Source organism: Marinactinospora rubrisoli (genome assembly GCF_042664915.1).
GTDB classification, from domain to species: Bacteria; Actinomycetota; Actinomycetes; order Streptosporangiales; family Streptosporangiaceae; genus Marinitenerispora; species Marinitenerispora rubrisoli.
In genome coordinates this window covers 48,334-68,466 of record NZ_JBHTBH010000015.1, presented here as the reverse complement: position 1 = coordinate 68,466, position 20,133 = coordinate 48,334, and the positions used below count along the sequence as shown (strand labels likewise).

The following is a 20,133-nucleotide window of genomic DNA, read 5'->3' as shown; positions in this document are numbered from 1 at the left end:
TACGGGGCCGTGCCGGCCAGGGGGCCGGGGGTGGGCTACGGGGGGACGGGAGACGGAGGTACGCGCGTGGCGCCGGTCAGCCGGGCGGCTCGTTCCCACCGGAGACCGCGGACGCGGCGCCGACGATGCCGCGGGCGGTCAGGTCGGCGATCTCGGCCCGGGCGAAGCCGGCCTCCTCCAGCAGAGCCCGGGTGTCGGCCCCCAGGTCCGGTCCCGCGGTGCCGCGGCGGACGGGGGTCGCGGACAGCCGCATCGGCGAACCGATCTGGCGGACCGGCCCGAGGTCCGGGTGGCCGGCGTCCCAGAAGAAGCCGCGCTGGGCGAGGTGGCCGTCCTCATAGGTCTGGTCGGTCCGGCTGATCGGCGCGCACGGGACGCCCGCCGCGTCCAGGGCCGTGACGAGGTCGTCCGTCGTCCGCCGCAGCGTCGCGGCCTCGATGGCGGGAATGAGCTCGTGCCGCAGGCCGTGGCGGTCGTGGGCGTCGGCGTAGCGCGGGTCCGCCAGCAGCCCGGGGAGGTCGAGCGCCTCGCAGAGGCCGCGCCACGTCTTCGGTGTCACGGCGCCGACGGTGATCCAGCCGTCGGACGTGCGCAGCGCCTGGTAGGGGGCCGTGCTCTGGTGCGCGGACCCGCTGGGCCGGCCGATCGTGCCGTCGCCCCAGTACTTGGCCGCCTCCCAGATGGTGAAGGAGACGCCGGACTCCAGGAGCGAGACGTCCACGTGCTGCCCGCGCCCGGTGCGGCGCCGCGCCTCCAGGGCGGCGAGCACGCCCATGGCGAGGTAGAGCCCGCAGGTCAGGTCGCAGATGGGCACCCCGACCTTGACCGGATCGCCGTCGGGCGTCCCGGTGATGCTCATCAGTCCCGCACGGGCCTGCGCCATGATGTCGAGCCCGGGGCGGCCGGCCAGCGGGCCGTCGGCGCCCCATCCGGAGGCGGACGCGTAGATCAGGGCCGGGTGGGTCTCGGCGAGGTCGGCGTAGCCGAGCCCGAGCCGTTCCATCGCACCGGGGCGCAGGTTCTGCACCAGGACGTCGGCGTCGTCGAGGAGCCGGCGCAGGACCGCGGCGCCCTCGGCGGTCTTGAGGTCGAGCGCGACGGAGCGCTTGTTGCGGTTCAGGCGGAGGAAGGGGGAGCTGCGTCCCTCCACGAACGGTCCGATGGCGCGCACGGCGTCGCCGCCGCCGGGATTCTCGATCTTGATCACGTCGGCGCCGAGGTCGGCGAGCTGCATGGTGGCGAACGGGGCCGCCATGAAGGCGCCGACCTCCACGACCTTGGTCCCGCTCAATGGCGGCCTCGCCGTCTCCTGTGCATGCGGCGGCATGGCACTCCTCCCCTGGACAAGTGACGTCGGCCACTTCTCCGCGTGACCGGTGCCACAGGGTGGTTGGTGGAATATTGTCTACAACAGTCAATAGACAAGACGCAAGACGCGCGCCACACTGCTGAGTGAGCCGCCGCACCGGCGCGCGGTGCGGCGGCGACGTACGGGGAGGGACATGGCAATCGTCGAGTCGGCGGCGGGCCGCAGGGGCCCGGCGCCGATCGAGCGGCCGCCGAGCATGGTGCAGCTCGCCGCGCAGGCACTGCGCCGGAGCATCATCGGCGGTGAACTCCTGCCGGGCGACCGGGTGGTCGAGAACCGGCTCACCAAGGAGCTCGGCATCAGCCGCCCGCCGCTGCGGGAGGCGCTGCGGCTGCTGGAGCGGGAGGGCCTCATCCGGCAGGTCGCCCACAAGGGCGCGATCGTCACGCCGCTCACCCTGCACGACGTCTACGAGATCGTGACGCTGCGCCGCGTCCTGGAGCGCATGGCGATCGAGATCGCGCTGCCCGTCCAGGACGAGGCGCGGCTGGCGCGCTGCCGGGCCGCTCTGGCCCGGATGGAGACGGCGGCCCGGGACGACGACCCCGCGGCGCTGACGGAGGCGGCGTTCGAGTTCCACCTGTCGGTGATCGGCCTGTCCGGGCACCAGCGCCTGGAGGACTCCTACCGCTCGCTGTACCTGCAGATGCTGCTCTGCATGGCGCTGAACCGCAGGGCCCGCGCCCGGCGGGACGAGACCCTGGCCGAGGACGCGCAACGCCACCGCCGGCTGCTCGACCTGATCGAAGCGGGAGACCCCGAGCCGGTCCTCGCCGAACTGGAGCGCCACGGCGACCGCACCTTCATCGCCGACATCGCCGGCACCCTGGAGGACGGCAGTGCCCAGGCGCGCGCCTGGCTCGCCACGCTGACGGAGGAGGAACGGGCATGACCGACGGGCAGGACGGCCGCGACGGCCGCGAATCACCCGCGATGGCGGCGCTGCGTTCGGCGGTCGGCTGGCGGGGACCGGCCCGGATCGACACCGTGGAACGGCGGCACCTGCACTCCTACCAGGACGCCATCGGCGCGGCCCGCTCCGACGAGGCGCCGCTCACCTTCGCCGCGTGCTTCCTGCGCGAACCGCCCGACTGCCCGCCCGCTCTGCGGTACGGCACCGGGTGGCTGAACGGCGAGGACGCCTTCGAGGGCCACCGGCCCGTCCGGGTCGGCGCCGTCCTGCACTCCGCGCCCCGGCTCACCGACGTCGCCGAGAAACGCGGGCGGTCGGGGACGTTCGCGCTGCTCACCTTCGTCACCGACTTCACCGACGAGCACGGCGGCCTCCTCGTCCGCCACACCGGCGTGCGACTGCGCCGGTGAGGCCACGACCCCCGCCCGTCTCCCCGCCCACCACGAAGCCGAGGAGCACCCGATGAGCGAGCCCGCCCACGCCGCGACCCCCCGGTCGGTGGCCACCGGCACGGAACTGCCGCCGCTGCGGCTGACACCGACCCTGCGCGACATCGTCCGCTACGCCGGAGCGTCGGGCGACTTCTACGAGATGCACTACGACCTGGAGTTCGCCCGCCGGCTCGGGCACCCCGAGCTGTCCCTGCACGGCCTGTACAAGGCGGCGCTGCTCGGCCGCCTCGTCACCGAGTGGGCCGGCGACGCCGGACGCCTCACCTCCCTCAGCGTGCGCTACCGGGCGATGGACTACCGCGAGCACGAACTCACCTGCGCCGCACGAGTGGAGACCGCCGGGGACGGCCGCGTCGAACTCAGCATCCGGACGGAGAACGCCGAGGGCGCCACCACCACCGTGGGCCGCGCCGTCGTCACCCTCACCGACCCGGCCCCGCCCCCGCCCGGAGCGGGCTGACCGCGCGGAAGCGTCCGCCGGCCAGGGCCATCAGCGCCTGACGGCGATGCATTCCCCCCGGCGTGGGAGGCCGGGCGTCCCGCACTGCGGGAGGTGGACGGGTCCGTCGACCGCGATGGCGAACTCCGCTCCCCCTCGGGGGGCCGCCCCCGGCAGGGACAGGAGGACCACCCGGCCCCCAAGGCGCCGGAGCCTCGGTTCCAGCACCGACGACACGAAGGAGATGTCGATGCCCCGGACGACCTCATCGGCCAGGGCCGGGAGTCCGGCGAGGGCGTCCAGGGTCTCGCCTCCGTCGTTGCCGATCTTCTTCGACCACACGGTGCCGCCGGACTCGCCGACGGCGGTGGCCCAGTGGTGGGCCTTGCCCGCGTCGATACCGACCCGGATCCGTTGCCGCGAGGTTCCATCCGTTCCTCCAGGCGTTCGCTCTCGTGCCGTCGGCCCGTGGACACCCCGTCGTGATCTCCGTGAACACCGACTCGTGCGCGGATCTCGATCAGCGACCGGAGCGCCCCGGAGGGCCGGGCGGCCATTCCTTGGAAGCCACGGAAGGCGAAACCCCATCAGCCACACCCGGCCCTCCCGGGCCGCTTCACAACTCACGGAGGCCCCATGCACCACACCGCACTGTCGGCCCTGGCCGGCCGGTTCGGCCACCCCGTCATCGACGGCGCGCCGCCGGAGTCGACCGCGACGTTCGCCGACGGATCGCGCTTCCGGGTCGAGATCCCCAGTTGCGAGGGCCCCGACGTGTTCGCGGCGGTCCTGGAGGAGGCGGCCGCGCGCGACGTGCGGATCGACCGCGTCTCCCAGGGCAGCGGGGTCATGATGCTCACGGACGCCGAGATCCGCCGCATGGCCGCCCTCGGGGCACAGGCCCGGGTCGAGGTCAACCTGTTCATCGGCCCGCGTGGCGCCTGGGACATCGGCGGCCAGGCCAAAATCACCGCGGCGGCCGGGGGCGCCGCCCGCGGCAACGCGACGGTGTCGGCCTGCGTCAACGAGGCGCTGCGCGCGGTCGACCTGGGTGTCCGCAGCCTCCTCGTCGGCGACGTCGGCGTGCTCGACGTGCTCGGCCGCATGAAGGCCGACGGCACGCTCCCGGCCGACCTCGTCCTCAAGACATCGGTGCTCATGCCCCTCGCCAACGCCCCCACCGGCGCCCTCTACCAGCGGCTCGGCGCCACCAGCCTCAACGTCTCCACCGACCTGCCCGTCCGCGACATCGCCGAGATCCGGGCCGCCACCACGGCGGCCGTCGACGTCTACGTGGAGGTCCCCGACGATCAGGGCGGCGCCGTCCGCTTCTACGACGTCCCCGCGCTGGTCCGCTCGGCCGCCCCGGTCCACCTCAAGCTGGGCGTGCGCAATGCCCCCAACATCTACCCGAGCGGCCGGCACCTCGCCGCCCTCGCCGCCGACCTCGGCCGCGAACGGGTGCGCCGCGCCGAACTGGTGCTCGGCCTCCTCGCCGACCTCGCCCCCGAACTCGCCGGCCGCCCGGCGCAAGACGGCGTGCCGGACGACCTGGGCGTCCCGCGGGTCTGAGCCACCGGGCGGCCACCTCCCCGGCACCGCGCCCGGCGCGGCGTGTCACCGCCACCCGTCCAGGCCGGGCACCGGGAACTCCCATACCGGGCCGGGGCCGAAGCCGCCGCCGTGCGATACGGCGAGCAGGGCGTAGCGGCCCGCGTGCGGGTTCGCGTGCGCCGTCAAGGCGTCTCCGCACCGGCCGGGCGGCCCGGCGTTCCCGGGCGCCCGCCCGCACCCGCCGCCCACCTCGGCGCCGCCGAACCGCCGGCTCGAAGGCGGCGGGCGGCTCCGGTCGGGCCGCTCCACACGGGGCGACGTCCGCGACCGCCTGCGGAGGCCGCCCGGGCGCCTGCTCTAGGGTGGATGGCAAAGCGGAACGGCGCGCGACGTGCCGGGTGAAGGCGGGAGAGGCCATGGTGCTGGACGCCAACCGCCTCCGGGTGCTCGTCGAGGTGGCGCACGCGGGTTCCATCGCCGCGGCGGCCGAGCGCATGTCGTTCACGCCGCCCGCGCTCTCCCAGCAGCTCACCAAGCTGGAGCGCGAACTCGGCTGCACGCTGCTGGAACGAGGCCGCGGCGGCGTGCGCCTCACCGAGGCCGGGCGGGTGCTGCTGGAGCACGGCGAGCGAGTGCTGGGGGAGCTGCGCGACGCCGAGGCGGCGGTGCGCGCCGTGGCGCACGAGGAGCCGCGCCGGCTGTCCCTCGGGGCGTTCGCCAGCGCCGGCAAGATCCTGGTGCCCAGCGCACTGGCGGCCTTCGGGCACACCCACCCGCACGTCCGGCTCGCGCTCTCCGACGTGGAGCCGCCCGACGGGTACGGGCTGGTCACCTCCGGCGACCTCGACCTGCTCATCACGCACCGCTATCCGGGCGTGGCGCTGCCTGCCGCCGCCGGACTGCACCGCGAGCGGCTGTTCGCCGACCCGCTGCTGCTGGTGCTCCCGGCCGGCCACCCCGTGGCCGACCGTGCCGTGGTGCCGCTGGCGGACCTGGTGGCCGACGAGTGGATCTGCGGGGGGCCGGGCATCTCCAACCGGATCGCCCTGGACAGCCTCGCCGAAGCCGAGGGGGTACGGCTGAACGTCGCCTACGAGACCCGCGACTATGAGGTGACGCTCGCGCTGGTCCGCGCCGGCGTGGGGGTCGGGCTGATCCCCCGCACGATCCTGCGGGCCGCGCCGCCGGGGGAGTGGGCCGCCGTCGCGCTGGCCGGCCTGGATCTCGCACGGGAGATCTTCGTGGTGCACCGGCCCCGGGCCGGCGATCCCGTCCCGGCGATGGTGGCGACCCTGCGCGAGGCGGCCCGCCGCGCGGGGTAGCGGGCGCGGCGGGCCGGGATCGGGTTCGTGGTCGCGTTCGCCGTCTCGCTTTCTTGCGCCGTCGACGCGGGTGGGCCTTCGGCGGTAGGCGCCGACGGTTTCAGGTGCTCGGCGGCTCACTGCTCGGTGTTTCTGGTCGCGTTCGCCGTCTCGCTTTCTTGCGCCGCCGACGCGGTTCGGCCTTCGGCTGGGGCGTCGACGGCTTCAGACGCTCGACGGCTCACGCTCCGTGGATCAGTCGTAGACGGTGGCCTGGCGGGACGTCTCCTGGATGCCGTTCTCGCCGTGGAAGATGCGCTCGCCCCAGGGCGTGAGCCGGTCGGCGTCGAAGCCGGTCACCATGTCGAGGTACTCCACCCCGCCGCTGTTGCCGCTCCACGACCAGCCGATGTAGCCGATGCCGAGCGCCTCGGTGCGGGCCATGATGGCGTCCTCGTCGGGGTCGCCGTCGGAGTGGTTGTGCCCGAACTCGCCCACCACCAGCGGCAGCCCGGCCTCGTGGAAGCGGGTCAGGTAGTCGTCGACCTCGGCCGCGGTGTCGTACACGCCGTACATGTGCACGGAGAAGACCGTGTTGGCCAGCGGGTCCTGGGCGAACACGCCGGCGGCCTGGTCGCGCATGATGAACCGCCAGTCCTGGCCCCAGTTGGGCGCGTCCACCATGAGGGTGTGGGTGAAGCCGGCGTCGCGCAGCCGCTGCACGGCGGCGGCGGTGTCGGCGGCCCACGACGCGTTGACGCTCTCGTTGTTTCCGTAGGGCTCGTTGCCGATGTTGACGATGACGTACGGCTCCTGCCCGGTCAAGGCCTCCTGCACGCTCAGCCAGTAGTCGACCGCCTGGTCGAGCGTGGCGGCCGCGCCCTCCTCGCCGTAGCCGGTGGTGTCGTGCACCTCCAGGACGCAGACCAGGCGGTTCTCCTTGCAGGTCGACACCACGTCGGCGACGTCACCGACGTCGTTGCGCGACCATCGGTGGCCGTTGCTGAGCACGACGCGGACGGTGTTGGCGCCCAGCGACTTGATGTCGGCGAAGGCACCGGTCTCGTTGGGGAACCAGGTGTGCGCGTGGCTGACGCCCCGCATGACGAAGGGGGTGCCGTTGGCGTCGAGGAGCTGACCGCCGCTCACGTGGAATCCGGTGGCCGCCTGCGCGGGGGACGCCACGCCGAGCAGGGAGACCAGCAGGAGCAGCACCGCACCCAGGGAGAGGGGAAGGGGTGTTCTCATGACCTACCTCGGTGGTCGGGGGATCGAGGGGCATGACCACCCGGCGGTGGGAGCGGGCCGCCGGCTCTGGTTGGCGTCATCGTAGGTCAGTGGCGCCGATCACACAACCGGTTGGTCGGGTGACAGTGCGTTGTCGGCGCCGACACGGTCGCCTCGAGCTGCGAAGATGGCCGAGTTCGCGCATGGGAGCCTTCCCATGCGCGTACTTCGACGGTGAGGGCGGAACCGGTCACCAGGACCGGCGGCCCAGAAAGGCGAGCAGCGCGGTCTGCTCGTCGGCGCCCTCCGGCGGAGTCAGCTCCGGGCCGCAGATCCGCTCGCCGCGCAGCGCGTCGCCGAACCCGGCCGTCAGGCCGCGCACCCAGCGCACGTCCTCCGGCGGCAGCCGCTCGTCCAGCCCGGCGGCGCGGGCCAGGTCCCACCGGTGCACCACGAGGTCGAAGCAGAGGAACCGCTCCACCGACTCCTCGAACGTCATCCGCCCCAGTCGCCCCTCGAACTCCGCCGACGCCCGCTCCGGATCCCTCAGGTCGGCCAGGACCACGTCCGCCGCGGCGCGCCACGCCGCCGCCGGATCGGCGTCCACCGATGGGATGTCACCGAGCTCACGGCCCACCAGGCCGAGGAACATCCCCTGCGTCTCCACGACGTGGCGCACCACGTCGCGGGCCGTCCACCCCTCACAGGGCGAGGCCGCCTCCCACCTGTCCGCCGGAACCGCCGCCACCGTGGCGGCGAACTCGCGCGCATAACGGGCGTACCGCTCCGCGACCGTGCTCATCAGGCTCTCCTCTCCGCGGCCGGGCGCCGCGCGTGATCTTCCGTCTCGGCAGATCCTGCCGCCGGCGCCCGCGGCGATCTTGTACAAACGCGACACACCACACCGGGGACCAGGTGGCCCGGTGCCGCGTTCTAAGCTGCTGACGTGGTCGAACCCGTCTCCAAGGACGCCCGCGGCATCATCGCGCCCGCCGCCGGGCTGACCCGGTTCCGGCTGGACCGGTACCCGCCCTCCGCCGGGGTGGCGCGGTTCGTCGACCGGTACTGGGCCGTCACGTGGGACCTGCGCGGCCGGCCGGACTTCACCCAGCGGGTGTTCGCCCACCCCGTCGTGAACGTCGTCTTCACGCCCGGGGGAGCGGCGACGGTGCACGGGCCCACCACACGGGTGTCGGAACAGACGCTGCGCGGTGCGGGCTGGGTGCTCGGCGTCATGTTCCGCCCGGCCGGCTTCCGGCCGTTCCTGGGCCGCCCGATGACCGGCATCCTCGACACGGTGCTCGACCTCGGCGACGTCCTCGGCGCCGACGCCGCAACGGCCGCGGCCACCGTCGCCGCCGCACCGGACGGCGCGGCGCGCGCGGCGGCCGTGGACCGGTTCCTCGCCGAACGGCTCCCGCGCCACCGGCAGCCCGCGGAGGACACCACCGCCGTCGCCGAGCTCGCCGCCGCGGACCCGGCCGTGGTCACCGTCGAACGGCTCGCCGCCGGGGCCGGCCTGAGCGTGCGCCAGCTCCAGCGCCGGTTCGCCGACCACGTGGGCCTGGGGCCCAAGGCGGTGATCCGCCGGTACCGCCTGTACGAGGCGGCCGAGCGGGCCAGGCTGGGCGGTGACGTCGCCTGGGCACGGCTCGCCGCCGAACTCGGCTACAGCGACCAGTCCCACCTCACCCGCGAGTTCACCGCCTACATCGGCGTCCCGCCGCACCGCTACCGCCGCGCCTGCCGGGACTGAACCCGGCCCGCACCGGCGGCCCCCTCCCCGCCCGGGCCGGCGCGGAACTCACCGTGGACGCCGCGCCAGCCAGACCACCCCGGCGGCCGCCGCCCCCAGGGCCACCGCGCGCGCGTGGCGGGACAGCCACGCCTGCGGAGAACGCCGGTGCGCCCGCCGGTCGAACCGGCCGTGCGCCCCGAAGTCCCGTCCTTCGGCCCCGTCGGCCGGCCGCCACAGGTTGGCGGCCTGCCCCGCGGGCCGGGGCTCCGCCGTCTGCTGGGAGTCGTAGCCGGTGCGCGCGAGATAGCGGTCCAGCAGGCCCGCGATCACCTTGTTGGCGGCGATGGTCGCCACCGTGGAGCCGCCCACCCAGTACTCCCGGCGGCGCGGATGGTCGGCCGCGTACACCACCGCGCGCGCCGCCACCTCCGGCTGGTAGATGGGCGGCACCGGCTGGGCGCGCCGCGGCAGCCGGGACAGCACCCAGTCGAACTGCGGGGTGTTGACCGCCGGCATCTGCACCATCGTCGCCGCCACCCCGGACCGCTCGTGCAGCAGTTCGCAGCGCAGCGCGTCCTGGAACCCCTGGATGGCGTGCTTCGCCGCGCAGTACGCCGACTGCAGGGGGATGCCCCGGTAGGCCAGCGCGGAGCCGACCTGCACCACGGCGCCACGGTCGCGGGGGAGCATCCGCGCCAGCGCCGCCTTGGTCCCGTGGACGTAGCCGAGGTAGGTGACCTCGGTCACCCGCCGGAACTCGGCGGCGGAGATCTCGGTCACCGGCGCGAACACCGAGGTGAACGCGTCGTTGACCCACACGTCGATCGGCCCGAGCTCCTGCTCGACCCGGGTGGCGGCGCGGTCCACGGCGTCGAAGTCGGCGACGTCGACCGGGATCGCCAGCGCGGTCCCGCCCGCGGCGCGGACCTCCGCCGCTGCGGCGGCGAGCCCGTTCACCCCGCGCGCCAGCAGGGCCACCGCGTCCCCGCGTGCCGCGAACCGGCGGGCACAGGCCCGGCCGATCCCACCGCTCGCTCCCGTGACGACCACCACCTTGGCCCGGGCCCCCCGATCGGCTCGACCGGTCATCTCGCCCCCCAGTCCCCGCTGACGGCCTGCGTGCGCCCCACCCGCTACCCGTGCCGCGCGCCGCCATGCGGGTGTACGCCCTGGACAGGGCCGGGCCGGAGGGTTTGCCGCGATGCCTCGTGGTTAGCGGGACGGCGCACCGGCCGGCCGCCGTCCCGGCCGGCCGGTGCGTTCGAGGGCAGGAGATGCCGGACGACCCGGAGAGGCGGTGCCCAGCCGTGGCCGTACAGCTACCGGCTCCCGGAGTGCGGGCCGACGCGGGGCCGCCCGTCGACGTGGAGTCGCTGCGCCGGGACCTCGCCGAGCGCGTCGCCGGGGAGGTCCGGTTCGACACCGGCTCGCGCTCCGTCTACGCGACCGGGGGATCCAACTACCGCCAGGTGCCGATCGGCGTCGTGGTGCCCCGCGACGTCGAGGACGCCGTCGAGGCGATCGCGGTGTGCCGGGACCACGGCGCCCCCGTCCTCTCCCGCGGCGGCGGGACCAGCCTGGCCGGCCAGTGCTGCAATGTCGCGGTCGTCCTGGACTGGTCCAAGTACGTCAACCGGCTCATCGACCTCGACGCCGACGCCGCGACGGCGACGGTCGAGCCCGGCATCGTGCTCGACACCCTCAACGCGCGGACCCGCCGACACGGCCGCCTCGTCTTCGGCCCCAAACCCTCGACCCACGACCACTGCACCATCGGCGGAATGATCGGCAACAACTCCTGCGGCTCCACCGCGCAGAGCTACGGCAAGACGTCGGACAACGTGCGGCGCCTGGAAGTGCTCACCTACGACGGCTGCCGGATGTGGGTCGGCCCCACCAGCGACGAGGAGTACGCCGGAATCCTCGCGGCCGGGGGACGCCGCGCCGACATCTACCGCCGGCTGCGCGAGCTGCGCGACCACTACGCCCTCGCCATCCGGCGGCGCTTCCCCGACATCCCCCGCCGGGTCTCCGGATACAACCTGGACGCGCTGCTCCCCGAGAACGGGTTCGACGTCGCCCGCGCCCTCGTCGGCTCGGAGGGCACCCTCGTCACCGTGCTGCGCGCCGAACTCCGGCTCGCCCGCGAGCCCGCCTCCTCCGCGCTGGCGGTGTGCGGCTACCCGGACGTGTTCGCCGCCGCGGACGCCGTGCCCGACGTCACCCCGTTCCGGCCCCTCGCCCTGGAGGGGCTCGACCGCAAGCTCATCGGCTACGAACGCCGCAAGCGCCTCGCCCCCACCGCCGCGCTCGACGGGCTGCCCGAGGGCGACGGATGGCTCATGGTGCGCTTCGGCGGCGACGACCGGCGGCAGGCCCGGGAGCGCGCCGCGGAATTCCGCGACGCCATGCTCCGGCTGGACCACCCGCCCACCGTCCGCATCTACGACGACCCCGAACAGGAAGCGGCGCTCTGGCGCATCCGGGAGTCCGGCCTCGGCGCGACCGCGCGGGTGCCGGCACAACGCGACACCTGGGAGGGATGGGAGGACTCGGCCGTCGCCCCGGAGAACTTCGGCCGCTACCTCCGCGACCTCAGCGCCCTGCTCACGGAGTTCGGCTTCGCGGAGCGCTCCTCCCTCTACGGCCACTTCGGCCACGGCTGCCTGCACACCCGCATCCCGTTCGACCTGCGGTCCCGGCCCGGCATCGCCGACTACCGGCGCTTCGTCGAGCGCGCCGCCGACCTCGTGGTCGAACACGGCGGCTCCTTCTCCGGCGAGCACGGCGACGGCCAGTCCCGCGCCGAACTGTGGCCGAAGATGTTCGGCGCCGAACTGATGCCGGCGTTCGCCGAGTTCAAACGGATCTTCGACCCCGCAGACCGGATGAACCCCGGAAAGCTCATCCGCCCCGGCGGCGGCCCGCCCCAGCGGCTGGACGACAACCTGCGCCTGGGCGCCCGCTACCGGCCGGCGACGCCCGCCACGCACTTCGGCTACCCCGACGACGACGGCAGCCTGGCGCGCGCCGCACTGCGCTGCGTCGGAGTCGGCAAGTGCCGGCACGACTCCGGCGGCGTCATGTGCCCCAGCTACCGGGTCACCCGCGAGGAGGAGCACTCCACCCGCGGCCGGGCCCGGCTGCTCTTCGACATGCTGCAGGGCGACCTGGTCGCCGACGGCTGGCGGTCCCGGGAGGTCCACGACGCCCTCGACCTCTGCCTGGCCTGCAAGGGCTGCCGCCACGACTGCCCGGTCAACGTCGACATGGCCACCTACCGGGCCGAGTTCCTGTCCCACCACTACGCCCGGCGGCTCCGGCCGCGGTCGCACTACGCCATGGGCTGGCTCCCGCTGTGGGCCCGCGCCGCCGCCCTCGCCCCCGAAGCCGTCAACGCGCTCACCGCCGCCCCGCCGCTCGCCCGCGCCGCCGCCCGGCTCGGCGGCCTGGCGGCGCAGCGCCCCGTGCCGGCCTTCGCGCCGATCCGGTTCCGCGACGCCTTCCGCCGCCGCGCCGCCCGTGGCGACGGCGGGCCCGCCGGGCCGCCGCGCGGCACCGTGCTGCTGTGGCCCGACACCTTCACCGACCACCTGCGGCCCGAGATCGGCGCCGCGGCGGTCCGCGTCCTGGAGGCCGCCGGCTTCCACGTCCGCGTCCCCGGAGCGGCGCTGTGCTGCGGCCTGACCTGGATCTCGACCGGCCAGCTCGGCGTGGCGCGCCGCGTCCTGCGGCGCACCGTCGCCGCCCTGCGCGACGAGATCTCGGCCGGCCTGCCCGTCGTCGGCCTGGAACCGTCCTGCACGGCCGTGCTCCGCAGCGACGCCCCCGACCTCTTCCCGCACGACGAGGACGTCGGACGGCTGCGCGACCAGACGTTCACCCTCGCCGAATTCCTCACCCGCGAGGCCGCCGACTGGCGGCCGCCGGACCTCGGGCGCGCCGCCCTCGCCCAGCCGCACTGCCATCAGCACGCCGTGCTCGGCTTCGGCGCCGACCGCGAGCTGCTGGCCCGCGCCGGAGCGCGGACCACCGTGCTCGACGTCGGCTGCTGCGGGCTCGCCGGCGACTTCGGGTTCACCGACGGCCACTACGCGGTGTCGATGGCGTGCGCCGAGGACGGCCTGCTGCCCGCCGTCCGCGCCGCCGACCCGGACGCCCTCCTGCTCGCCGACGGCTTCAGCTGCCGCACCCAGATCGAGCACGCCGGCACCGGCCGCGACGCGCTGCACCTGGCCGAGGCCCTCGACCTGGCGCTGCGCGGCGCCCTCCCGCACAGCCTGCCGGAGCGCGCCGCCCTGCGGCTCACCGCTCCGCGCCGGGCCCCGGCCTACGATCCGGACCAGGTGCGGGCGGCCGCCATGGCCGCCGGCCGCCCGCCGGAGCCGCGGCGGTGACCCGCGCCGACCCGGCCGTCGAGGCGGTCGAGCCGGCCGTCTACACCGTGCCCGTCGACCACCCGTCCGGCGACGGCACCCTCACCTGGGACGCCACCACCATGGTGCTGGTGCGCGTGCGCGGCGGCGGACGGCACGGCCTCGGCTGGACGTACGGCGCCGCCGGGTGCGCCGACGTCGTCCGCGACCTGCTCGCGCCGCGCGTGCTCGGCCGCGCCGCCATGGACGTGCCGGCCGCCCTGGCGGACATGCTGGCCGCCGTCCGCAACGCGGGACGCCCCGGCGTGGTGAGCTGCGCCATCTCCGCGGTGGAGACGGCGCTGTGGGACCTCAAGGCCCGGCTGCTCGGCCTGCCGCTGTACCGGCTGCTCGGTGCCGTCCGCGCGGAGGTCCCCCTCTACGGCAGCGGCGGGCTCACCACCTACGACGACGCCCTGCTGCGCGACCAGCTGACCGGGTGGACGCAGGGACAGGGCTTCACGCGCGTCAAGATCAAGATCGCCGAGTCGTGGGGGAGCCGCGAGCAGCGGGACCTGCACCGCGTGGCGCTCGCCCGTGACGTCGTCGGCCCGCGGACCGAGCTGTTCACCGACGCCAACGGCGGATACCGCGTCAAACAGGCGGTCCGGATCGGCCGCCACCTGGCCGGCCTCGACGTCCGCTGGTTCGAGGAGCCCGTCTCCTCCGACGACCCCCGCGGGCTGCGGCTGGTGCGCGAGCGGGTCGACATGGACGTCGCCGCCGGCGAGTACGGCTTCGACCCCGGCCACTTCCACGGCCTGTGCGCGGCCGGCGCGGTCGACTGCCTGCAGATCGACGTCACGCGCTGCGGCGGAATCCTGGAGTTCCAGCGCGCCGCGGCGCTCGCCGCCTGCCACGGGCTCGACGTCTCCGCGCACTGCGCGCCGCACCTGCACCTGCACGTGGCGGCGGCGACGCCCCGGCTGCGGCACGTCGAGTGGTTCCACGACCACGTCCGCATCGAGACCCGGTTCTTCGACGGCGCGCCCCCTGTGGTGGACGGCGCCCTGCGGCCGGACCCGGACCGCCCCGGCCACGGCCTCGAACTCCGGGACCGCGACGCCGAGCCGTACCGGCGCGGCTGATCCGGCGGCGCGGCGCCCGGCGAGCGGGGCCGATGCGTCGGACGATCCCAGGGGAGAGGACAATGATCGGATGGCCGCTCCCGAGCCGCCGGGAGCGCGTCCAAGGAACTTCCCACAGCACAGGGGGTTGCCCGAATGTCCAGCGCACCCATCGACGACCCGCGCCAGGACGCACCGCGGGTCGGCGAGCCCAAGCACGCCGCCGCCGGGATCCCGGCCGTCGTCAACAGCGTCCGGTTCGTCGGACGGCAGGCCGGCGCCCGGCGCGGGCTGCTGACGCTGATCAACGTCAACCAGGAGAAGGGCTTCGACTGCCCCGGCTGCGCGTGGCCCGAGCCCGACCACCGGCACCCGGCCGAGTTCTGCGAGAACGGCGCCAAGGCCGTCGCCGAGGAGGCCACCCGGCGCGCCGTGTCGCCGGAGTTCTTCGCCCGCCACTCCGTCGCCGAGCTCGCCGGCCGCTCCGGCTACTGGCTCGGCCAGCAGGGGCGGCTCACCCAGCCGATGTACCTGGCCGAGGGCGCCGAGCACTACACCCCGATCGGCTGGGACGACGCCTTCGCCCTCGTCGCCGACGAACTCACCGCCCTGGACTCCCCGGACCAGGCCGCCTTCTACACGTCGGGACGCACCAGCAATGAGGCGGCGTTCCTGTACCAGCTGTTCGCCCGCCGGTTCGGCACCAACAACCTGCCCGACTGCTCCAACATGTGCCACGAGTCCTCAGGCTCGGCCCTCACCGAGACGCTGGGCGTCGGCAAGGGCAGCGTCCTGCTGGAGGACCTCTACCAGGCCGACCTGATCATCGTGGCCGGCCAGAACCCGGGCACCAACCACCCGCGCATGCTCACCGCCCTGGAGAAGGCGAAGAAGGCCGGCGCCCGCATCATCACCGTCAACCCGCTGCCCGAGACCGGCATGCAGCGGTTCCGCAACCCGCAGACGCCCAACGGCGTACTCGGCCGCGGCACCCGCCTGACCGACCTCTTCCTGCAGATCCGGCTCGGCGGGGACCTCGCCCTGTTCAGCGCCCTGAACCGGCTGCTGCTGCAGGCCGACGAGGCCCGGGCCGGCTCCGCCCTCGACCACGCCTTCATCGAGGAGCACACGAGCGGCTTCGCGGAGTTCGCCGCCGCCCTGCTCAAGACCGACGACGCGACGTTCTGGGCCGAGGTGGCCGCCGCCACCGGCCTGAGGCGCGAGCAGATCGAGGAGGCGCTGGCCATGGTGCTGGCGTCCCGGCGGACCGTGGTCTGCTGGGCGATGGGCCTCACCCAGCACCGGCACTCGGTGCCGACCATCCGGGAGGTCGTCAACTTCCTGCTGCTGCGCGGCGACATCGGCCGGCCGGGCTCCGGGGTGTGCCCGGTGCGCGGTCACAGCAACGTGCAGGGCGACCGCACCATGGGCATCTTCGAGCGGCCCTCCGATGACTTCCTCGACGCGCTCGGCGCCGAGTTCGGGTTCGAGCCGCCGCGCCACCACGGCTACGACGTGGTGCGCACCATCCGCGCCATGCGCGACGGAGCGGTGAAGGTCTTCTTCGCCATGGGCGGCAACTTCGTGTCCGCCTCGCCCGACACCCTGGCCACCGAGGACGCCATGCGGCGCTGCTCGCTGACCGTGCACGTGTCCACCAAACTGAACCGCTCGCACGTGATCACCGGCTCCCGGGCCCTCATCCTGCCCGCGCTGGGCCGCACCGACCGTGACGTCCGCGACGGGCGCGAGCGGTTCGTCACCGTCGAGGACTCGATGGGCAAGGTGCACGCCTCGCGTGGCTCGGTGCCGCCGCTGTCGGACGGCATGCGCTCCGAGGTCGACATCATCGCCGGCCTCGCCCGCCGGGTGCTCGGTCCCGGCGACAGCGTGCCCTGGGAGGAGCTGGCGGCCGACTACGACCGCGTCCGCGACCGCATCGAGCGGGTCGTCCCCGGCTTCGAGGACTTCAACGCCCGCGTCCGCGCGCCGGGCGGCTTCACCCTCCCGCACGCCCCGCGCGACAGCCGCACCTTCCCCACGGCCACCGGCCGCGCCAACTTCACCGTCAACGAGGTGACCGCGCCGCACGTCCCCGAGGGGCGGCTGCTGCTGCAGACCCTGCGCTCGCACGACCAGTACAACACCACCATCTACGGCCTGGACGACCGCTACCGCGGCATCCACGACGGCCGCCGCGTGGTCCTGGTCAACCCGCGCGACGCCGAACGCCTCGGCCTGGCGGACGGCGGCTACACCGACCTGGTCAGCGAGTTCGCCGACGGTGTGGAGCGCCGCGCCCCGCACTTCCGGGTCGTGCACTACCCGACCGCCGAAGGGTGCGCCGCCGCCTACTACCCGGAGACCAACGTGCTGGTTCCGCTCGACTCCACCGCCGAGATCAGCAACACGCCGACCTCCAAGTCCGTCGTGGTGCGCTTCGAGGCCGACAGCGGTACCCCCGCGGTCATCTGACGCCCGTCCCGGTGCCGGCTCCGGCCGGCACCGGGACGGACGGGTGGCCAGGGATTGCGCACCGTGGATCCGCCCGTGGGTGTGTGCTAGTTTGATTACCAGGTGCCGTCTTGATTTCGCCTGATCGCTTGTGATCGCCTGCGGAGTTTTTGACCAGCGGGCGTTTTTCTTTTCGAGGAAGGTTCGCAGCACCCGCAGACGCCGCAGAGCGCGGGTCTGGAATCCGTCTCGGAAGGAGGCCCGGCATGACGCAGGGCACCGTGAAGTGGTTCAACGGCGAAAAGGGCTACGGCTTCATCAGCCAGGACGAGGGCGGCCCGGACGTGTTCGTCCACTACAGCAACATCTCCGGCAACGGCTTCCGTAACCTGGAAGAGAACCAGCGCGTGGAGTTCGACGTCGCCCAGGGTCCGAAGGGCCCGCAGGCGGAGAACGTCCGCGGCCTCTAGCATCGGCGTACGCCACGCCGAAGGGGGCCGCCCGGTGACACCCGTGCGGCCCCCTTTTCGCGTCCGGCCCCGAACAGGCCCGGCCGCCGCTACCTGGCCGGTCCCGCGCCCGCCAGCCGGCCGCCCCAGGCCCGCCGGAACGCCTCCACCACCAGCTCCTGCGGATCCCGCCCGCATCCGCGCAGTTCCGCCGCGAACAGCGCCGCGCCCGCGCAGTCGTCCAGCAGCGAGTTGGCCAGCCAGCGCGGCGGCAGCGCCGGATCGAGCAGCCCCGCCCGCTGCGCGCGGCCCATGGCGACCGCCAGCGCGTCCAGGCAGTCGGTGTAGTCGGCGTTCAGCCCGCCGCCCACGCCGACGTCCAGACCGGGCCCGTTGATCAGCACCGGGTACGCGCGCACCGCCGCCAGCCCGGCAGCCACGGCGCGGCCCAGCAGTTCCGCTGTGGGGCAGGACTCCAGCCCGGCCTCCGCGAACACCCGGCGGGCGCCCGCGAACGAGGCGCGATACACCTCCGCCACCAGATGCTCGCGGGTGTGAAAGTGCCGGTAGACGGTCGTGCGGCCCAGTCCGGTGGCCGCGGTCAGCTCCTCCATCGTGGCGGCCGGGTGCTCGGCGAGCAGTTCGATGGCCGCGCGGATGATCCGCTCGTGGTTCCGCCAGGCGTCGGCGCGCAGGGCCCGGGTGGCGTTCTTGGCTGGCTCGCCGGTCATGAGCCCCATGATCGCACGGCGGCCCGGGCCGCGCGGCGAACGACCTCGACCCCGGGTGGGGAGGGCCAGGACAGCGGTGCGTGCCGGCACCTGCGACGATCTGAACGCGGCCGTGGAGTGGTCGCTCGGCCACCGCCGGACCGGACCCGGGGCGGGGCAGCTACTTGGTCGCTGGCCCTGGGGGGAGAGGCCGGATCGCCCACAGGGCCTCCTTCAGCGCAGAGCGAACCCCGTGTCCGTGGAACGGAGCGCCTCTTCGAGGAGGCGCGCACCAGGGCCCGCAAGCCAGCGATCGAAGCGCAGCAGGAAGGGGAACTCGGCTCGCAACGCGTCGAGGTTCGCGTTTCCCGCCAGCCTGCCGTCGTCGGCGAGTGCCGCCAACTTGCCGAGGACCTCATCCTGCGCCAGCAGTGTCTCCGGCAGACGGCTGTAGCTGATTGGTCGGCCGGCGGCACGGGTCAGATGCTCGGCCAGGGCAGTGCCGGTGAGAGCGTCACCGGCGATCTCCATGGTGCGGCCGGCGTAGCGATCGGGTGAGCCGAAGACCACGGCGACGATCCGGCCGATATCGCGCACCGCGATCAACTGGTGGACCCGGTCGGGGCTCATCAGGAAGTGCAGGCGTCCCCGGTCGAGGCCCATTCCCGGGAGCACCAGGATCTCCATGAACGTGGCCGGCCGAATGATGGTGCTGGCGATGTCCAGATTCCGGACATGGGCCTCGACCGCGGCCTTGACGTCGAGATGAGCGACTCCCGTCGGTGTCGGCCCCACAGCGACCGTCGAGCTGTAAACGAGGTGGGCGACGCCGCAGCACTCGGCGATGTCGGCCACCGTCGTGCCGAAGCGGACCTCGTCCTCGTCGGTCACGGCGGCGCCGGCCTGGCCGGAATTCGGCTGGACGCTGAAGACGCCATGGGCGCCGGAGAACGCCGCGCGGAGCGACTCCGGATCGCCGAGGTCACCGCGAACGGTTTCGACGCCGACGGCGGAGAGCGACCGGGCACGGTGGCTGGACGGATCGCGCACGACCGCGCGCACCGCCCAGCCGTCGGCCCGCAGGGCCGCGGCGACCGATCCTCCCTGCTGTCCCGTGGCACCCAGGACGACGACGGTCTTGTTGATGCCGGCCATGTCGATCACGCGCCGCTCTCGACGATCACGGCCGTGTTCCTGATGCGCATCGCTGATCCCTCCTGAGGGGACTGAGAAGTGAGTGGTGCCCGTTACGCTAAAAGCTGACGCCAACGTCAGATGCAAGTCCGGAAACGTGACGCCGGGCCAGGAGCTGGGATGCGAATCGGAGAGGTCGCCGCGAAGGCGGGCGTCAGCGTCAGGGCGCTGCGCTACTACGAGCAGCAGGACTTGCTGCACTCCACCCGGAATCCGGGTGGCCAGCGCCAGTATCCGGCCGATGCCGTCGAACGGGTCAGGCTGATCCAACGGCTCTACTCCGAGGGCCTGCCCAGCAGAACCATCCGCGAGATACTGCCGTTCGCCGACTCCGGTAAGGTTTCACCGGAACTGCTGGAGCTGCTCGGAGTCGAGCGCGACCGCATGGACCGGCAGATTGCGGACCTGTGGGAAGCGCGCAACCGGCTGGACGACTGCATCACCGAGGCGCGCGAGCAGGACCGGCACCTTCGCCACCCGCCTGCCGGTCCCCTGAACGGAACAGGACGTGAATCCTGAGCAGGGGTCCGTTGCCGGAGCTTCGGGAGAGCCAGGCCGTGACCCGGTGAAAGGGACGTCTGGCGTCAGCGAGCCGTCGAGGCGACGGCTTACCACCACCGGCCGTTCTGATCCAGGTGTTGGAATGCCGTTATCGAACGCGTCAGGAGCCGCAAACGCCGGGCAGGACCGACGATTCAGACGAGGGCCTGTAGAGGCCGCGAACCGGGCAAAACGGCGCCGTCACCGAACCGTCGCCCAGGTCAGGGACCTACCGCCACATCCGGCGGCAGTCCTCCTCCCCTGAGGGAATGGTGCGCGGTCCAGTGATCAGCGACCGGGCTGCGCCTTCA

19 protein-coding genes are annotated in these 20,133 nt (G+C 73.9%); 11 read left to right on the top strand and 8 right to left on the bottom strand.

Features of this window, described 5'->3' with window-relative positions:
* Window positions 1–76: 76 nt before the first annotated feature.
* Complete coding sequence (locus tag ACFQRF_RS25185) at window positions 77–1,327, bottom strand: CaiB/BaiF CoA transferase family protein (RefSeq protein ID WP_379873676.1); 1,251 nt, start codon at window positions 1,325–1,327, stop codon at window positions 77–79.
* 175 nt (window positions 1,328–1,502) lie between these two features.
* Between ACFQRF_RS25185 and ACFQRF_RS25180 the strand changes: the two genes are divergently transcribed.
* From ACFQRF_RS25180 to ACFQRF_RS25170, 3 genes are read left to right on the top strand one after another with little or no spacing between them, the layout of a single operon-like run.
* Window positions 1,503–2,261 (top strand): GntR family transcriptional regulator, encoded by a 759-nt coding sequence (locus ACFQRF_RS25180; protein ID WP_379873675.1) that lies wholly within the window; start codon window positions 1,503–1,505, stop codon window positions 2,259–2,261.
* Window positions 2,258–2,692 carry an FAS1-like dehydratase domain-containing protein gene (locus tag ACFQRF_RS25175; protein ID WP_379873674.1) on the top strand — a complete coding sequence of 145 codons (435 nt, stop codon included), beginning with the start codon at window positions 2,258–2,260 and terminating at the stop codon, window positions 2,690–2,692. The genes ACFQRF_RS25180 and ACFQRF_RS25175 overlap by 4 nt, the downstream gene beginning before the upstream one ends.
* Before the next feature lie 52 nt (window positions 2,693–2,744).
* A complete protein-coding gene (locus ACFQRF_RS25170) occupies window positions 2,745–3,194 on the top strand; it encodes a MaoC/PaaZ C-terminal domain-containing protein (protein ID WP_379873673.1) in 450 nt (149 codons plus the stop codon).
* A 30-nt stretch (window positions 3,195–3,224) separates the two neighbouring features.
* Here the strand turns inward: ACFQRF_RS25170 and ACFQRF_RS25165 are convergent, their stop codons facing one another.
* On the bottom strand, window positions 3,225–3,515 hold the full coding sequence (locus ACFQRF_RS25165) for a hypothetical protein (protein WP_379873672.1): 291 nt from the start codon (window positions 3,513–3,515) through the stop codon (window positions 3,225–3,227).
* A gap of 294 nt (window positions 3,516–3,809) precedes the next feature.
* Here ACFQRF_RS25165 and ACFQRF_RS25160 point away from each other — a divergent pair, with 294 nt between their 5' ends.
* On the top strand, window positions 3,810–4,745 hold the full coding sequence (locus ACFQRF_RS25160; protein WP_379873671.1) for a U32 family peptidase: 936 nt from the start codon (window positions 3,810–3,812) through the stop codon (window positions 4,743–4,745).
* 45 nt (window positions 4,746–4,790) lie between these two features.
* Here the strand turns inward: ACFQRF_RS25160 and ACFQRF_RS25155 are convergent, their stop codons facing one another.
* Window positions 4,791–4,913, bottom strand: coding sequence for a hypothetical protein (locus ACFQRF_RS25155; RefSeq protein WP_379873670.1), 123 nt, complete (start codon window positions 4,911–4,913; stop codon window positions 4,791–4,793).
* 233 nt (window positions 4,914–5,146) lie between these two features.
* Between ACFQRF_RS25155 and ACFQRF_RS25150 the strand changes: the two genes are divergently transcribed.
* Window positions 5,147–6,049: a LysR family transcriptional regulator gene (locus tag ACFQRF_RS25150; protein WP_379873749.1), complete on the top strand. Its 903-nt coding sequence runs from the start codon at window positions 5,147–5,149 to the stop codon at window positions 6,047–6,049.
* Window positions 6,050–6,283: 234 nt separating this feature from the next.
* On the opposite strand, the gene ACFQRF_RS25145 is transcribed toward ACFQRF_RS25150, so the two are convergent.
* Window positions 6,284–7,276: a glycoside hydrolase family 5 protein gene (locus tag ACFQRF_RS25145; protein ID WP_379873669.1), complete on the bottom strand. Its 993-nt coding sequence runs from the start codon at window positions 7,274–7,276 to the stop codon at window positions 6,284–6,286.
* 229 nt (window positions 7,277–7,505) lie between these two features.
* The gene (locus ACFQRF_RS25140) at window positions 7,506–8,057 is read right to left on the bottom strand and encodes a TIGR03086 family metal-binding protein (RefSeq protein WP_379873668.1); all 552 of its coding nucleotides are present in this window, start codon (window positions 8,055–8,057) and stop codon (window positions 7,506–7,508) included.
* Between the two features lie 144 nt (window positions 8,058–8,201).
* Between ACFQRF_RS25140 and ACFQRF_RS25135 the strand changes: the two genes are divergently transcribed.
* Window positions 8,202–9,011 carry a DUF6597 domain-containing transcriptional factor gene (locus ACFQRF_RS25135; RefSeq protein WP_379873667.1) on the top strand — a complete coding sequence of 270 codons (810 nt, stop codon included), beginning with the start codon at window positions 8,202–8,204 and terminating at the stop codon, window positions 9,009–9,011.
* A gap of 48 nt (window positions 9,012–9,059) precedes the next feature.
* On the opposite strand, the gene ACFQRF_RS25130 is transcribed toward ACFQRF_RS25135, so the two are convergent.
* On the bottom strand, window positions 9,060–10,082 hold the full coding sequence (locus ACFQRF_RS25130) for an SDR family oxidoreductase (protein ID WP_379873666.1): 1,023 nt from the start codon (window positions 10,080–10,082) through the stop codon (window positions 9,060–9,062).
* Between the two features lie 218 nt (window positions 10,083–10,300).
* Here ACFQRF_RS25130 and ACFQRF_RS25125 point away from each other — a divergent pair, with 218 nt between their 5' ends.
* The 4 genes from ACFQRF_RS25125 (at window position 10,301) to ACFQRF_RS25110 (ending at window position 17,399) form a co-directional block, all read left to right on the top strand.
* Window positions 10,301–13,390, top strand: a complete 3,090-nt coding sequence (locus ACFQRF_RS25125) for an FAD-binding and (Fe-S)-binding domain-containing protein (protein ID WP_379873665.1) — start codon at window positions 10,301–10,303, stop codon at window positions 13,388–13,390.
* Window positions 13,387–14,496 (top strand): enolase C-terminal domain-like protein, encoded by a 1,110-nt coding sequence (locus ACFQRF_RS25120; protein ID WP_379873664.1) that lies wholly within the window; start codon window positions 13,387–13,389, stop codon window positions 14,494–14,496. The genes ACFQRF_RS25125 and ACFQRF_RS25120 overlap by 4 nt, the downstream gene beginning before the upstream one ends.
* A gap of 135 nt (window positions 14,497–14,631) precedes the next feature.
* Entirely contained in the window at window positions 14,632–16,950 is a 2,319-nt protein-coding gene (locus ACFQRF_RS25115; protein ID WP_379873663.1) for an FdhF/YdeP family oxidoreductase, read from the top strand.
* Window positions 16,951–17,195: 245 nt separating this feature from the next.
* On the top strand, window positions 17,196–17,399 hold the full coding sequence (locus tag ACFQRF_RS25110; RefSeq protein ID WP_379873662.1) for a cold-shock protein: 204 nt from the start codon (window positions 17,196–17,198) through the stop codon (window positions 17,397–17,399).
* An 89-nt stretch (window positions 17,400–17,488) separates the two neighbouring features.
* Here the strand turns inward: ACFQRF_RS25110 and ACFQRF_RS25105 are convergent, their stop codons facing one another.
* Window positions 17,489–18,109: a TetR/AcrR family transcriptional regulator gene (locus tag ACFQRF_RS25105; RefSeq protein ID WP_379873661.1), complete on the bottom strand. Its 621-nt coding sequence runs from the start codon at window positions 18,107–18,109 to the stop codon at window positions 17,489–17,491.
* 213 nt (window positions 18,110–18,322) lie between these two features.
* A complete protein-coding gene (locus ACFQRF_RS25100; RefSeq protein ID WP_379873748.1) occupies window positions 18,323–19,243 on the bottom strand; it encodes an NmrA/HSCARG family protein in 921 nt (306 codons plus the stop codon).
* A 159-nt stretch (window positions 19,244–19,402) separates the two neighbouring features.
* On the opposite strand from ACFQRF_RS25100, the gene ACFQRF_RS25095 reads away from it, so the two are divergent.
* A complete protein-coding gene (locus ACFQRF_RS25095) occupies window positions 19,403–19,801 on the top strand; it encodes a MerR family transcriptional regulator (protein ID WP_379873660.1) in 399 nt (132 codons plus the stop codon).
* Window positions 19,802–20,133: the final 332 nt, after the last annotated feature.

Coding starts and splice junctions, on each gene's coding strand:
- ACFQRF_RS25185 (WP_379873676.1), bottom strand. CDS start 1,327: ATGCCGCCGCATGCACAGGAGACGGCGAGGCCGCCATTGAGCGGGACC.
- ACFQRF_RS25180 (WP_379873675.1), top strand. CDS start 1,503: ATGGCAATCGTCGAGTCGGCGGCGGGCCGCAGGGGCCCGGCGCCGATC.
- ACFQRF_RS25175 (WP_379873674.1), top strand. CDS start 2,258: ATGACCGACGGGCAGGACGGCCGCGACGGCCGCGAATCACCCGCGATG.
- ACFQRF_RS25170 (WP_379873673.1), top strand. CDS start 2,745: ATGAGCGAGCCCGCCCACGCCGCGACCCCCCGGTCGGTGGCCACCGGC.
- ACFQRF_RS25160 (WP_379873671.1), top strand. CDS start 3,810: ATGCACCACACCGCACTGTCGGCCCTGGCCGGCCGGTTCGGCCACCCC.
- ACFQRF_RS25145 (WP_379873669.1), bottom strand. CDS start 7,276: ATGAGAACACCCCTTCCCCTCTCCCTGGGTGCGGTGCTGCTCCTGCTG.
- ACFQRF_RS25140 (WP_379873668.1), bottom strand. CDS start 8,057: ATGAGCACGGTCGCGGAGCGGTACGCCCGTTATGCGCGCGAGTTCGCC.
- ACFQRF_RS25130 (WP_379873666.1), bottom strand. CDS start 10,082: ATGACCGGTCGAGCCGATCGGGGGGCCCGGGCCAAGGTGGTGGTCGTC.
- ACFQRF_RS25115 (WP_379873663.1), top strand. CDS start 14,632: ATGTCCAGCGCACCCATCGACGACCCGCGCCAGGACGCACCGCGGGTC.
- ACFQRF_RS25110 (WP_379873662.1), top strand. CDS start 17,196: ATGACGCAGGGCACCGTGAAGTGGTTCAACGGCGAAAAGGGCTACGGC.
- ACFQRF_RS25105 (WP_379873661.1), bottom strand. CDS start 18,109: ATGACCGGCGAGCCAGCCAAGAACGCCACCCGGGCCCTGCGCGCCGAC.
- ACFQRF_RS25100 (WP_379873748.1), bottom strand. CDS start 19,243: ATGGCCGGCATCAACAAGACCGTCGTCGTCCTGGGTGCCACGGGACAG.
- ACFQRF_RS25095 (WP_379873660.1), top strand. CDS start 19,403: ATGCGAATCGGAGAGGTCGCCGCGAAGGCGGGCGTCAGCGTCAGGGCG.